This is a genomic window from Elizabethkingia occulta, assembly GCF_002023715.1.
Lineage (GTDB): Bacteria > Bacteroidota > Bacteroidia > Flavobacteriales > Weeksellaceae > Elizabethkingia > Elizabethkingia occulta.
Genome location: NZ_MAHX01000021.1, coordinates 325,278 through 339,723, shown reverse-complemented (window position 1 = coordinate 339,723; position 14,446 = coordinate 325,278). Strand labels below are relative to the sequence as shown.

General features: G+C 35.1%; 14 protein-coding genes. 7 read left to right on the top strand and 7 right to left on the bottom strand.

Annotated elements, in window-relative coordinates; all coding sequences use genetic code 11:
- Positions 1–80 precede the first annotated feature (80 nt).
- Together BAZ10_RS18555 and BAZ10_RS18550 are read right to left on the bottom strand one after the other, a co-directional pair.
- A complete protein-coding gene (locus tag BAZ10_RS18555; protein ID WP_078773316.1) occupies positions 81–878 on the bottom strand; it encodes a GLPGLI family protein in 798 nt (265 codons plus the stop codon).
- A gap of 102 nt (positions 879–980) precedes the next feature.
- Positions 981–2,003: a 3-oxoacyl-ACP synthase III family protein gene (locus tag BAZ10_RS18550; protein WP_009084434.1), complete on the bottom strand. Its 1,023-nt coding sequence runs from the start codon at positions 2,001–2,003 to the stop codon at positions 981–983.
- Between the two features lie 221 nt (positions 2,004–2,224).
- Here BAZ10_RS18550 and BAZ10_RS18545 point away from each other — a divergent pair, with 221 nt between their 5' ends.
- Complete coding sequence (locus BAZ10_RS18545; RefSeq protein ID WP_078773315.1) at positions 2,225–3,130, top strand: magnesium transporter CorA family protein; 906 nt, start codon at positions 2,225–2,227, stop codon at positions 3,128–3,130.
- Between the two features lie 131 nt (positions 3,131–3,261).
- Here BAZ10_RS18545 and BAZ10_RS18540 read toward each other — a convergent pair whose 3' ends face one another.
- Positions 3,262–4,383: a DNA polymerase III subunit gene (locus BAZ10_RS18540; protein ID WP_078773314.1), complete on the bottom strand. Its 1,122-nt coding sequence runs from the start codon at positions 4,381–4,383 to the stop codon at positions 3,262–3,264.
- Between the two features lie 217 nt (positions 4,384–4,600).
- Here BAZ10_RS18540 and BAZ10_RS18535 point away from each other — a divergent pair, with 217 nt between their 5' ends.
- From BAZ10_RS18535 to BAZ10_RS18525, 3 genes are read left to right on the top strand one after another with little or no spacing between them, the layout of a single operon-like run.
- A complete protein-coding gene (locus tag BAZ10_RS18535) occupies positions 4,601–5,872 on the top strand; it encodes a hypothetical protein (protein ID WP_078773313.1) in 1,272 nt (423 codons plus the stop codon).
- A 1-nt stretch (position 5,873) separates the two neighbouring features.
- Positions 5,874–6,464 (top strand): LPS export ABC transporter periplasmic protein LptC, encoded by a 591-nt coding sequence (gene lptC, locus BAZ10_RS18530; protein WP_078773312.1) that lies wholly within the window; start codon positions 5,874–5,876, stop codon positions 6,462–6,464.
- The gene (locus tag BAZ10_RS18525) at positions 6,465–7,511 is read left to right on the top strand and encodes an anhydro-N-acetylmuramic acid kinase (RefSeq protein ID WP_078773311.1); all 1,047 of its coding nucleotides are present in this window, start codon (positions 6,465–6,467) and stop codon (positions 7,509–7,511) included. It begins immediately after the preceding gene.
- 179 nt (positions 7,512–7,690) lie between these two features.
- Here BAZ10_RS18525 and BAZ10_RS18520 read toward each other — a convergent pair whose 3' ends face one another.
- The gene (locus tag BAZ10_RS18520; protein WP_059155829.1) at positions 7,691–8,077 is read right to left on the bottom strand and encodes an SRPBCC family protein; all 387 of its coding nucleotides are present in this window, start codon (positions 8,075–8,077) and stop codon (positions 7,691–7,693) included.
- Positions 8,078–8,116: 39 nt separating this feature from the next.
- On the opposite strand from BAZ10_RS18520, the gene BAZ10_RS18515 reads away from it, so the two are divergent.
- Positions 8,117–8,722 (top strand): NUDIX hydrolase, encoded by a 606-nt coding sequence (locus BAZ10_RS18515; protein ID WP_078721590.1) that lies wholly within the window; start codon positions 8,117–8,119, stop codon positions 8,720–8,722.
- Between the two features lie 377 nt (positions 8,723–9,099).
- Here BAZ10_RS18515 and BAZ10_RS18510 read toward each other — a convergent pair whose 3' ends face one another.
- Positions 9,100–10,371, bottom strand: a complete 1,272-nt coding sequence (locus BAZ10_RS18510; RefSeq protein WP_078773310.1) for a UDP-N-acetylmuramoyl-tripeptide--D-alanyl-D-alanine ligase — start codon at positions 10,369–10,371, stop codon at positions 9,100–9,102.
- A 67-nt stretch (positions 10,372–10,438) separates the two neighbouring features.
- Entirely contained in the window at positions 10,439–10,981 is a 543-nt protein-coding gene (locus BAZ10_RS18505; protein ID WP_078773309.1) for an NAD(P)H-dependent oxidoreductase, read from the bottom strand.
- 96 nt (positions 10,982–11,077) lie between these two features.
- On the opposite strand from BAZ10_RS18505, the gene BAZ10_RS18500 reads away from it, so the two are divergent.
- Positions 11,078–11,443 carry a winged helix-turn-helix transcriptional regulator gene (locus BAZ10_RS18500; RefSeq protein WP_059323279.1) on the top strand — a complete coding sequence of 122 codons (366 nt, stop codon included), beginning with the start codon at positions 11,078–11,080 and terminating at the stop codon, positions 11,441–11,443.
- An 87-nt stretch (positions 11,444–11,530) separates the two neighbouring features.
- A complete protein-coding gene (locus tag BAZ10_RS18495; protein WP_165690109.1) occupies positions 11,531–13,840 on the top strand; it encodes an FUSC family protein in 2,310 nt (769 codons plus the stop codon).
- Here the strand turns inward: BAZ10_RS18495 and BAZ10_RS18490 are convergent.
- Positions 13,777–14,394: a 4'-phosphopantetheinyl transferase family protein gene (locus tag BAZ10_RS18490; RefSeq protein WP_078773308.1), complete on the bottom strand. Its 618-nt coding sequence runs from the start codon at positions 14,392–14,394 to the stop codon at positions 13,777–13,779. The genes BAZ10_RS18495 and BAZ10_RS18490 overlap by 64 nt on opposite strands.
- Positions 14,395–14,446: the final 52 nt, after the last annotated feature.

The window sequence follows — 14,446 nt, the reverse complement described above, 5'->3', positions numbered from 1 at the left end:
TTAAACGACTAAAATACTGGATTTTTAACTGAAAAAAAACTATGTCTCTAAAAATGATAAGCTTTTTAAGCTTTTCGGTGTTAATTAGTTTTATTAAGCAGAAAGTTTTTGTCAGCTTCAACATAAGGAGGCAGATTCTTTCGGATCATTGTCTGAAAATCTTTGGTCATTTTAGTGAAATCCTGTACTTTCATTTCTTTATCTTCATAAACAATTTCATTACCTTTCTGAGTAGATTCTCTTTCTTTTTGGTAAGGATTTTCATAAAAGTCAGATAGTAATTTATTATACTTTTCCCAGGTAATATTAACCGCATCTTTAACATTTAATGTTGGTTGTACTGAGGATTTGGATAGATTTTCAATTTTCATCAATGAGTATTTAAATACCCCATCCATATCTTCTGCTTCAAAAACTAAGCCTGGTAATCCGTTAAATTTATAAGGTCCTTCTGCAAGTGGAATTTCATTACAAAACCAAACATTCCAATTTCTCCCTCCGAATAACACCGTTGCTTTCTGTAATTTGTATTTCTCAACAGTTTTATAATCATTCATGAGTTTCCAATCCAAAATATCGGTTGTTTTGATTTTGAAACTATTGAGTTTAAAATCCTGTACCAAAATTGTATTTTCAGATGTACCACTTTTTCTTTCTATGGCCTGTACCAGACCAGAAGGCTTTTGCCCCGGTGTTATAAACCTGGCTTCATAAAAATCAGTTTTATCATTATTAATGTCCAGATATACGGTGGAATTCTTTTTTAAGCCATCGGGATAAGTAACCTGAAGATTGTATAATATTCTTTTCTGAGCTTGCAGGCTTAATCCTGATAAAGTTAGAATAACAAGAAAAAAGTGAATAATAGTTTTAGTCATATGTTATTAGTTTATGAAACGAAAGTAGCAGATTTTCAGAATATAAAAAACTCTGACATTAAAAATGCCAGAGTTCTTATATATTTTATATTTTCTGTAAGCTTAGTATTCGAATAAAACACTACCCCATGTAAATCCACTACCAAAAGCAGAAAGACACACAAGATCACCTCTTTTCATTCTTCCTTCTTCAATAGCTTCACTTAGCGCAATAGGGATAGAAGCTGCGGTTGTGTTTCCGTATTTTTCAATATTCACCATTACTTTCTCGTCCGGAAGTCCGAGTTGCTGTTGTACATATTGTGCAATACGCTTATTCGCCTGGTGCGGGATAAGAAGATCCAGATCCTCTACTTTTTTACCAGCTTTCTCCAGTGCTTCATGAATAGTTTCCGGGAAACGTGTAACGGCATGCTTAAATACAAAGTTTCCGTTCATGTGTGGGTAAATTTCTTCATCCGGAATAGCATCTGGTTCATTTTTCAGACGTACACTCCATCCGTATTTTGTTCCCGGGAATTTTGTGCAAAGTTCATCTGCATATTTTCCTTCGGAATGCATATTCGTTGCAAGGATCCCTTGTACATTATCATCTTCAGATGCAGATAGTACAATAGCACCTGCCCCATCACCAAAGATTACAGATACACCTCTTCCGCGATCGGTGAAATCTAATCCAAATGAATGAATTTCTGCTCCCACCACCAAAATATTTTTATACTGTCCCACTTTAATAAAAGCGTCTGCAACACTCATTGCATACACAAAACCGGAACATTGATTTCTTACATCTAATGCACCAATAGTATCGCATCCCAGCATTTCCTGTAGCAATACTCCGCATCCCGGAAAATAATAGTCCGGAGAAAGTGTTGCAAATACGATGTAATCAATATCTTTGGCAGTAAGTCCTGCGCTTTCGATAGCTTTTTTTGAAGCCTGCAAACCTAAGTAAGCAGTCGTTTCTTCAGCATCGTTTATATTTTTACGGTAATGACGTTGTTTGATACCTGTTCTTTCGGTAATCCACTCGTCGTTGGTGGTCATTAACTTAGCCAGATCGTCGTTTGTCACAACTTTTTCCGGCACGTAATAACCAAAGCCTTTTATGACACTTTTCTTCATATTTCTTTTTTTATTTATGGGGGGCTTATGCAATTTTGAAACAACAATTATGATCCTGAAAACTGCATTCACTTAAAAGTTCGGCAAAAATAGCACTTTATTCTTTACATAATAATATTTAGTTTTAAATACCTGTAGGCATGTTGGTTATGAAGATAAATTTCTCTCCTAAAATAGCTGATAGTAGTATATCGAAAGAAATTTTATATTACATTTGTCTCATGCCTATCAAAACTTTATTTCACAATCATAACTGCGAATGGATAGATGTTGAAGCACCTACGGAGGAAGACCTGGACTTCCTGCAAAACAGGTATGAAATTAATAAGCTTTTACTTCAGGATACTGTAGATCCGAATCACCTTCCAAAATATGAGGAAGCTGACCATGTTAAATTCTTTCTGACAAGAGAGAATACTGAACTGGAAAGGATAAACCTAAACTCCATTAGCGATGTGAGTACCAAGTTGGGAATATTTATCGTAGGACAGACAATAATTACGGTCCACAGACTTGGTACAACGAGTGTAACAAAAACTAAAAATGAGCTGGATAACAGTAAAACTCCGGACGCGATTACAGTGGAAAGAATTGCACTAAGGCTGGCACATAAGGTTATTAAAACTTTTGATGCTGAAAGTGAGAATCTTTTGGAGCTTCTTGACAAAATTGAATCTGAAATATTTTTAAAGAAAACATCTCATACCAATCAGATAAAGCGTTTGTATAAACTAAAACGTAAAACAGGGCTGAATCTTCGTATTCTGAATATCTCATCTGACTGGGTTCAGAATTTCAATAAACTTTCTTTAGAGCATGTTGAAGTAATGGATCTTGTGGATAAACAGAAAGATGCTATTGCTGATTTTGAACATCTGAATCAACAAGTTACCAACCTTATCGGTATGTTTCTGGCGATTAGTGATCAGAAAAACAATGAGGCTATGAAGATCTTGTCTATGTACTCTATTTATTTCTTACCCATTACTTTTATTGCGGGTGTATATGGAATGAACTTTGATGTTATGCCAGAGCTTCATCATAAAAGTGGTTACTATATAACTTTGGGAGTTATGGCACTGGTTGTTATTATTACCTTTATTTATATGAGAAGAAAAAGGATGTAATTATTCAGGTTCCTTTACAGGTGATATTATAAGTAAAACAAAAGACATAATTTAAGTACAAAGGTGATCTTCTTTATACATTTAGATTAATAATTTCAAACTTAAACAAATTAATCAGCCTAATATAAATTTCAATTTGCCGATCTATGGATGTAACGGGTTAATTTGATTCCCATATCCGTCCATACTATTTTGGCATTTCCATTTCGGTGTAGATGAAGATTTGCCTCGGATAATTCTTCCAGAATAGATTCGATATTAGCGCCATGGATAAAGCGGGAGAAACCTTCCCATTTAAATCCATTTTTATTTAATGATTTATATACCAGATCGTCGGCAGCATAATTATGTAATAATGCTAAACGGAAGATTTCTGCACAATAATCTAAGAACTTTTTCTGTTTCTCTCTGCTCCATGAAGAAATCTCACGAGCCCATAAAATAAGATCCTTTATAACGCCTGGTTTTGTCTTAGCCTGAAAGGCATTTCTGACCCATTGAATAAAAAGTGCCTCAAATTCATCATTTGCAGCATTGTCAGACATTAGTTTCATCGCGAGATTCCAGTCTCCCTGTGCCTGAAAAGCCAAAGCTCGGGCATTATTCTCAGAAATATTAAATTGCTCTGTCAAAGCATTTTCTAAATCAGCAGGTGGTAATTTAGGAATATTAACCAGCTGACAACGAGATAAGATTGTAGGCAGAACGAAATCAATACTCTCCGCCAGAAGCAGGATAATCGTTTTCTCAGGTGGTTCTTCCAGAAATTTCAGAAACTTATTGGCAGCCTGATCATTCATCTTTTCGATTTTGGTCATGACTAAGACTTTATAGCCGCCTTCAAAACTTTTAAGCTTAAACTTGTCTATAATTTCTTCCACTTCATGAACTGAGATGATCATTTGCTTTTTTTCAGAATCCAAACGCATGATCCAGTCATCGTCACTGGAATAAGGATTTTCCAAAATCATGCTTCTCCATTCTTGTAGAAAATTTTTGCTTAGGGCTTTTCCTCCTTCCGTATAACTTGGAAAACTAAAATGAAGATCGATATGGTTAAGGTTTTCTACCTTGTGACCGGCAGATGAATTTTCTTTGGAAAGAATCTCTTTAACATAAGCTAAAACAAGTGGCAATCCTCCGTAACCTTCTTTCCCGACAAATAATTGGGCGTGACTGATACGGCCTTCTGTTACCGAATCCTGAAGCATTTTCTTTATGGCATTCTGCCCGACAATTTCATTCCAGTGCATAGCACAAAGATAAGCACCGTAATAACAAAACACAAACCTAAATGAAAAGCAAAAGCAACAAATGAAGTATCAAATTATACTGCGAAAGCAATAAATTGAAGTATAAATTGGCATAAGTCTTTAGCTCTTTCACATTATTTAACTTATTTTAAGGGGTAAATAATTTTTAGCTTTCATTATTTATTATGATATTTGCGCTTTGTTAAGCAAATCGTACATGAACAAAATCTTTGTTTTCGCTTTAGTCGCATTAGGAACAACACTTAGTGCTCAGTCTATCGGAAATTCTCCGTATGCAGTATTTGGGCTTGGAGATGTTAAATACAATAATGACCTCAATATATCTGCTATGGGTGGTATTTCTGCAGCATATATCTCAGATTTCACCAACTCATTTAACTTCGGCAACCCTGCAGCCAACTTCAATTTAGAGCTTACTTCTTTAAGAGGTCAGGTTACTAATGAGAATAGCTTCTATAAATCCGATTATAATAATTATAGTAAGACTAAACACTCTAACTATCTTTCTAATATATCGGTAGCAGTTCCATTATCTTCCAAAGTTAAATTTGGTTTAGGATATCAGCCATACAGCTCTAAAACCTATAATATCTTAACAACTAAAAATATAGGAAATGAAGGTAACCAGCAGGCTAATTTCTTTAAAGGCGAAGGAACAATCAGTACAGTAGAGGCGGCTTTATCTTATCAGGTAATCCCTGGTTTAGGTTTAGGTTTAAGAACTAACTTCTATTTCGGTAAAGTATCCGATATCGAAGAGGTTACTTTTAAAAATGCCGAGCTCATTAATGGTTACCAGACCAGCAATAAAGTAAAAAGTTTCAACTTTACTTTAGGTGCCGCTTATCAGCATAAAACAAGTACAGACCATAAAATTACTGCCGGTGCTACTTATCAGTTCGGAAACGGAGGTACAATGGAATCTACATATACCAATAGTACATATTTCTACACTGGCGAAAACAGACAGAATGTAAATATTATAGATCAGAACGTAAGCAAATCTAAAAACCTTATTCCTCAGATATTTACAGCTGGTATTGGTTATGGTAGAGATGCAAGATGGTTTGCTTCTGCTCAGGTAGATTATACAAAGGGAAGGACTATTAACTTCCTTGGAAACCCATTTGAATACAAAGATGGTTATAAAATTTCTGCCGGAGGTTGGTTTATTCCGAACGCAAATGACTTCAGAAGTTATTTCTCTCGCGTAATTTACAGATACGGAGCATTCTATGAAAAAGGAGGACTCAACATTAATGGTAAAGATATTAATGGTTACGGATTAAGTCTTGGTGCTAACTTCCCTATCAAACCTTCTATTAATTCATTCAGCAGTATAGATTTTGCAGTAGAATTTGGTAAGAAAGGAACTGTTCAAAATAATCTTGTACAGCAAGGATTTATCAACTTCAAAATTGGATTTAATTTTGCGGACCGTTGGTTCATTAAAAACTTATATAACTAAGATGAACATCTTACATAAGATATCTTTTAAAAAATTAGCCGGAGTATTTCCTTTGGCTATTTTTTTTCTGCTTGTATCTTGTGAGGAGGACCAGAGCAAAGCAGGCGGAAAAAAGAAAACTAATTTCCCATCTCAGGTTTTTTATAACGCTAAAATTATTCAGCGTGATTCCGGGCGTATTTCTATGAGGTTCAATGCTCCGCTTATTGAAAAGTACGAGTATCTGGATACGCCGTATGTAGAAACCCGGAAAGGTCTTTATATAGAATTTATCGACCAGAAGAATCCTAAAACTCCGGGTAAACTCTGGGCGAAATATGCCAAAATGATTGAGAAAAAAGATTTTTATATTGCAAAAGGCGATGTGAAAATTATTAATCCGGAAGGTCAGACTTTCAAAATGCAGAGTATCTACTGGGATAAGAAAAATAAAAAAATGTATACTAAAGATACAGTATTTATTACCGATAAAGAAGGAAATATATTGATTGGTTCTCACGGTATGAAAGCTAAAGATGACTTTAGTCAATACAGTCTATACAGCAGCTTTGGAGAAGCAAACTCCGAAACAATGCCGGATATGAAAAAATAAATGAGGGATTATCACTGCATAGGTCTTATGTCCGGGACCAGTCTGGACGGACTGGACATCTGCTATGTTCAGTTTACTAAAAAACTGCAGTGGGATTTCAAAATACTCAAAGGCCGTACATTACCCTACTCTTCTGTATGGAAAGAAAAGTTAAGATCTGCTGTAGAATTATCATCAGAAGATCTTTTAGCATTACATTCTGAATACGGCTCCTATTTAGCCGAGTGTGCACAAAGCTTTATCCTGGAACATAAAGTAGAGAAGCTGGATATAATTGCATCCCACGGGCATACTGTTTTTCATCAACCACAGCGACATTTTACTCTTCAGATTGGTGATGCAAGGCTCATAAAATATCTCACCAATATAACCACTGTATACGATTTTCGTTCTCAGGATGTTCTGATGGGTGGAAATGGTGCTCCATTAGTACCTATTGGTGATCATTTATTATTTTCAAAATATTCTGCCTGTCTGAATTTAGGTGGATTCACCAATATTTCTTACAATGAAGCGGGTAAGAGAATAGCATTTGATATTTCTCCGCTTAATGTTGTTCTAAATACTTTGTGCAGCAAACTAGGACAGGAATATGACCGAAATGGGGATATTGCCAGAAATACAACTATTAATGATGTTCTTCTTCAAAAGCTAAATGCTTTATCATTTTATAAAAAACCGGCACCAAAATCACTGGGTATAGAATGGGTGAATACTGAAGTTATGCCATTGCTACAAAATGTTTCTACTGAAACTGCTTTAGCCACATTAACCCGTCACTCTGCCCAGCAGGTCGCGATTGTATTAAACCAGAAACAACTCAAAAATATCCTTGTTACTGGTGGCGGTGCCTACAATCACTTTTTTATAGAGTCTTTACAGGCTCTAACGCCAACTCAACTAATAGTTCCGGACCAACAGACTATAGAATTCAAAGAAGCTCTTATATTTGCTTTTATGGGGCTTTTAAGAGTATTAGGTGAAAACAATGTCCTGGCATCTGCAACAGGAGCTGCAAAAGATCACAGCAGCGGAATTATTGCTTAGTACTTTCTTTGATTTTTAAATCCCAAATTTAGCTTTGGACTTGTAATCCGAAACAGCCTTCTTTTTTCGGATTAAATAGCCTTACCAAGGTTTGAAACCTTGGCAAGGCAAGATATTAAATAATAAAAAAACCGAAAGAAACTTCTTCCGGTTTATACTTTCTGATAGAAAATTTATATTTATAAGCTTTCGATCTTGTCGGTTAATGAGTTGATGAAGTTTTGAAGCGGCTTTTCAACCATCATTTTAAGAAACGGATTGAATTTTCCTTCGAATAATAATTGTACCTCAGTCTGGGTATCATTTACCGGATTCATCACCCCTCTTAATGCAAAATCCAAAGAAGAACTTGCTGAAGCCAATACTACACCTTGGTCTGTAACCTCCTGAATCTTAAGACCAATCTTAGGAAGACCACTTAACTCAAAGTTAAAGCCACCTTCTTTTACTTCAAAAGTTTTAAGACTGTCCGGCATTAGCGCTTTATAGTCCTCCGGCTTTTGCAGCATTTCTTTTAATTCAGCAACCGATTTATTTACGACAACTTTTCTACCTTCTAAATTCATTATTTTTATATTTTTGTACTTAATTATAAACCCTAACAAATGTATAAAGTTTTTATCAATGAACGAAAATTATCCTTCACAAATGCTATTCAGCAAATTGATAAAAATTTAGAATTTGTGGATGTTAATACATTTAGTATTGCTATAGACCTATTAGAGAACACTTCAACTCCTTCTGTCAATATTTATGCTGAAAATGTAGAAGAGGTTTGGAATACTTTTTCTGCCTCATTCAGAAACATCGAAGCTGCCGGTGGTGTTGTACTGAACACAAAAGATGAAGTTCTTTTTATCTACCGCATGTCCAGATGGGATCTTCCGAAAGGAAAAATGGAAAAAGGAGAATCTAAAGATTTAACTGCTCTGAGAGAGGTTGAAGAGGAATGTTCTATCACGGATCTTTCTCTGGAAGAATTCCTGAGTTCTACTTATCACATGTACACAGAAAGAGATGGCAGCAAGGTTCTAAAGATTACACATTGGTACAAAATGCGCCACCATAGCAATCAACAACCATTGCCACAGGAAATTGAAGGTATTACCAAAGCGGAATGGAAACCTCAAAGTGAGATTAAAACAGAAGTTTTTCCCAATACATTCCAGAATATACGCCTGATATTGGATGAAGCGCTGGATTTGGAATAGCCATAAGTAATAAATAAAGGGCAATGAGTATTAGTTACAATTCTTCCATACTAAAATCATTATTGAAAGTATGGGTGATATCAAATATTCTGCCTGCTCTTTTTATCCAGATATATAATGGTTCAATTTACTGTTTGTCTCTGCATGTGGACTTCTTTTTTCAGTTCCTGCCATGCTAATTTTAGCAATTCTCATAAAAAAATGGACAAATAAAAAAACTGTGATTATTCCAATCTCAGTTCTTTTAGTTTTCATTACATTTTATATAGCAGGCTTTCGGTGTACAGATTTTCCGTTAGCTATTCTTTACTCTATTAATGTTTCGGGTTCAATTTTAATCATAAACCTTAAAAATACAAGTGATTATTAAATTTAGCTTACAATAAATCAATCAGCTTTTCCAAAGCAATACCCCGGGAACCTTTTAGCAAAATATTCTCTGTTGCAACAGGATTTTGTTTCAGATAGTCACCGGTAAGAGCTGTGCTTTCAAAAGCCAATTCAGAAACGTTGACTTCTTTGAACTTAGGACCAACGGTAATAATATTATCAAAATTTAAGCTTTCTGCCAGCGCCAGAATTCTTTCGTGTTCTCCCCTGCTTTCATCTCCAAGCTCCAGCATATCTCCTATAATAATAGTTTTGGATCCTTTATACTGGCTGAAATTTTTAAGGGAAACTTCCATACTGCTTGGATTGGCATTGTAGGTATCCAATACCAGAGTCTTCCCATCTCTTTCCACAATCTGAGAGCGCATATTGGTTGGTGTATAACTCTCTATAGCGATTTTTATATCAGCATCTTCTACTCCGAAATATTTACCCAAAGAAATTGCAGCACAAATATTATTGAAGTTATACTCACCTGTTAATTGAGAAAGCGCTTTCTGATCATTAAACAGAATACCAATCCTGTTGTTCTCTGTAAATATCTGAAACTGGTAATTGGAAACATCAGTACCAAAAGTTATTTTTTTACTGTAAGCAGCTGTTTTTTCTTCCTGTATAGCATCTGCCTGATTAACCAGAATAGTTTTATCGTTGGCTTTTAGATAGTCATATAGTTCCGATTTCCCTTTAATAACGCCTTCAAAACCTCCAAAGCCTTCTAAATGAGCTTTACCAAAGTTGGTGATATAACCATAATCCGGCTGAGCAATGCTGCAAAGTAATTCAATTTCTTTCTGATGGTTCGCACCCATTTCTACTACAGCCATTTCATGCCCTGGCTGAATAGATAAAATCGTTAGCGGAACTCCTATATGATTGTTCAGGTTTCCCTGTGTATACTGAACACTGTATTTTTGCACCAAGACAGCGTGAATAAGTTCTTTTGTTGTTGTTTTACCATTACTCCCCGTTAGTCCAATAATTGGAATCTGCAAGTGCTTACGGTGTTCTTTTGCTAAATCCTGTAATGTTTGAAGTGTAGACGGAAAGCAGAAAATATTGTTTTCCGGGTTATTAAAATCAGGATTCTCAATTATTACAGCTATAGCACCTTTATTTATTGCCTCCTCAGCCTGTGTTGCAGCATCAAAACTTTCACCTGAAAAAGCGAAAAATAAATCTCCCTTTTCAATCTTTCTGGAATCTATTACAACCTTATTACAAGTTTTATAAATAGCGTATAACTGTTCAGTATTCATGACTCCAAAATTATAAAAAAGAAATAAAATATATAGCAATCAAAATGAAAGTATTCCTATTACAGGTCTACATTTTTTCCAAAAATTTAATATAAGCCGGAATACTTTTCTCAATCCATTCCGATGACACATTCCGTTCAATACCATAATATGCAAATAAAGGTTTGTAATCTGCTTTAATGTATTTAAAAGTAAGTTCAAAGGGTGTTGTCAGTTCCTTAAGTGTATAATTGTAGATACCGGCTTTAGAATATTCTTCTTCATCAATTCCTACACTGATTGCCAAGGAGACTTTTTTCTCTGCAAATTTATACCCACTCTTACTGCCATAAGCCCAACCATATAACAATACTTCATCCAACCATTTCTTTAATAAGGGCGGGGCACTAAACCAGTAAAACGGAAACTGAAAAACAATTGTATCATAAGCCTCTATTAGAAGCTGTTCTTTTTCAATATTTAGCTTCTCATCCGGATAAGCCGCATATAGATCATGTATATAATATTGATTCGGATATTTTTGTAATTCTTCTATCCAGCGTTTATTAATCACTGATTTTTCAAGATCAGGATGCACCAGAATAATTAATATTTTCCCTTCTTTTTTCATATTAAAAACTAAAATTATATTGGACAAAAGTATTTACAAAAACCCTTAATTTCCTATATTGCACCCCATTGTAAGGTCCTATAAAAAATTTAACTAATGACAAAAATTAAAGACACTTCAACAAATTTTGCCAATAAAAAAGCCTTAACCGAAGAGTGTCATGAGGTATATGCTGTTAATATAATTGGTGGCCAGTGGACTCTTGCAATTTGCTGTTACCTTATCAACGGAAAACTGCGTTTTAGCGAACTAAAGCAATGTCTCCCCAATATTACAGAAAGGATGCTGGCACTAGAACTGAAAAAGCTGATAGAACATAAAATAATCCAAAAGTTTGTATATGCAGAAGTGCCTGCCCGAGTAGAATACGAACTGACTCCAATAGGTTATAAACTTCACAACATCATAACTGAATTAGGCAAATGGGGCAATGAGCATAAAGACTTAGTTAAAAAACAGTAAACTCAATTAATATTGATTTAACAAAAAAATCATATTTCCCCACTATAAAGGCTTTCATTCTTGTATTAGCTTTGCTAAATTTGCAAAATGAACCGAATCGCCGAATTGAAAAAATTCATGACCAGCCAGTATATTTATTATGGGCTTAGAATGACCTTTGCAGTTGTAGTTCCCTGCATTATTATGGCCTATTTCGGTATTCTGGCAGAATACTTTGCTTTTCCTCTTGGTACTATGCTTATGACAAACATGGACCAACCCGGCCCTTTCGTAAGACGTCGGAATACTTTTATCATTGGGATTATTTGTTTTTTCATTGTGTCTCTGGCCATTGGACTTACCTACCAATACCCCATTATTGTAGCTGCAGAGATTATTCTTTTCGGAATGTTCTTTTCTCTTATCGGTATTTATGGTACCCGACTTTCCGCAATGGGATCATTAACCCTTGTGGTATTTGCAATTCTTATCGACGGGCACTTTGGCGGCGGAAAGGTTATCCAAACTTCTATCACACTTACTTTAGGCGGTTTATGGGCTTTTCTTCTCTTTTTTATACTGTCTAAGATTCAGCCCTATATATTGGTTAAACAGATTCTGGGAGAAAACTTTATAGAGCTTGGAAATTTTATCCGGATCAAATCTAAATTCTACAGAACAAAACCTGATTTTGACGCTCTTTTCCACGAAATGATGTCTTCACAGATTAAACTGAAAGAACATCACGAGGATCTGCGTGAAATACTTTTTACCACCAGAACATACGTTAACGAATCTACGACTACCAGCCGTATTATTATGCTAATGTTCCTGGAAAGTATAGATCTTTTCGAACAAATTCTTACTTCTCAGCAGGATTATAAAACCATGCATGAGAAATTTGATGATAAAAATATTCTCCCTTCTATTCATCGTTATATTGAGATTATTTCATCCGAACTTATCAATATCGGTATTGCAGTACAGGCCAATCAGAAAGCTTTTCCTATTGCCAACCTCGATAAGGAACTGATGAAGTGCTACCAACTGTATTATGACCTTCGTAATACGGAGATGAATCATGAGAACTTCCAGGACTTTATGATGCTTCGTCAGATCCTGATGAACCTTAGTGAAATTACCAAAAAGGTGAAAACTGTTTATCGTGCATCAGGTTACGATGAGAAGCTTGCCAAAAGTTTATCTTTCGGTCTGGACTTTGAAAAATTTGCTCCTAAAACTGAAAAGATCAATCTAAAGCTGCTTAAATTTAACTTGTCCTTAAAATCAGCCCACTTCCGGCATGCACTACGCATCACTATAGCCTTGCTTATCGGTTATATTGTTTCTTTGGTTACATTCGTACAAATTGGGCATTCTTACTGGATTCTGATTACGATACTGGCAATACAGAAACCTGCATTTAGTATTACCAAGTCCCGGAACCTCTTAAGGCTTGGCGGAACACTGGCAGGCGCTACACTGAGCTTTGTTATTTTATACTATATCAGTAATACAACTATACTCTTTATTATCCTATTGGTTAGTATGGTATTGTGCTATACTTTTCTTAAACATAAATACATGACGGCCATTTTCTTTATGACAATTTATGTATTTATGTCTTTTAATTTCCTTTCACCAGGGAACTTTCAGGTAATCTTTGCAGACCGTATTATCGATACGCTTATTGGTGGTGCGATTAGCTTTTTGGTTTCTTATTTTGTATTTCCGGTATGGGAAAGGACACAGAACAAATCCTATGTTATCGATGCTATTAATGGCAACAAAGCCTACTTTAAGATTGTCTGTGAAATGATTACTGAAAAAAATGTGAATATCACTCAGGATTTCAAGGAAACGAGAAAAGATGCCATTATTGCACTGGCTAATCTCTCGGACAACTTCCAGAGAATGTTATCTGACCCTAAATTCCAGCAGCATTTAAGAATCAAACGTATACACCAGTTTGTCAACACAAGTCATCTTCTTACTGCTTATATTGCATCACTTTCCATGTATGCACAGAAAAATGATACTTTCTCTGAAGTAGATTTAAAAAACTGGAGAAAGAAAATTATGTTGGAGTTTACCAAAATGCAGCTTTTACTAAATGTAGAAGGCATTACAGAGGAAAGTCTGAAAGAATTTGAGGATTATAAAGAGCCTTCCGACCAAATAGAAACTTTACTGGAAAAACGCCGCCGTGAGATTATGGAGAAAGAAGTACCTTTTATTTCTAATCCGGAAAAAATCAGCAGGCTAACAGAACTAAAAAGTATAAACGAACTTTTAGCTCTTATAAACAACGTAACCGAAGAACAGGTAAAAGTGATTGAAAGATTCCTTCGGAATCAGGATTCCACAACTATGGAGAAAAAGAAATCATCAAATCTCTTTAGCTGGGCCCAGAAATAATCGGAAAAATTATCATCATATACCTTGCATCTTACATTATCCAGATGGTGTAACTGAAAAGCTTCAACTTCATAATTCTTTTTCAAAGACCAGAATTTGGAATGATGCAGCTTATAAAGAGATTCCTTTACACACCATATGGCTGTAAGGTATTCTTTTTCCTCTTCAGGTACTATAAATGAGGATTCGTTAAGGGTAAATTTGTGTTTTATTTTTACAATTTTATCCTTTACCATTTCCAGATCTATTCCTACTTTTTTATCAGAAATAGCAATAGCTGCCAGAGGAAAAGAATGGCTTATTGATATTTCTTTATCTGCGGGCTCCAGATAAGGTTCTCCGTTTTCTTTATACAGTATTTTATGCTCGGGTAAAAGTTTTTTCAACATTTTACGTACCATCAATACTTCTGATAACTTCTTGGGATGATAATGGGTAACCTTTTCAAAATTTTCGGGTTCCAAAAGTTCCTGAGGATTCAGTTCTTCACTCTCATCATACTTCCATATCCATACAACGGCTTTATTATCGGAGAAATTCTGGTATAACGGCATATTTTGCTAATAGGATTATAGATTGTAAATTTGCAAAAATATATTAATTCAA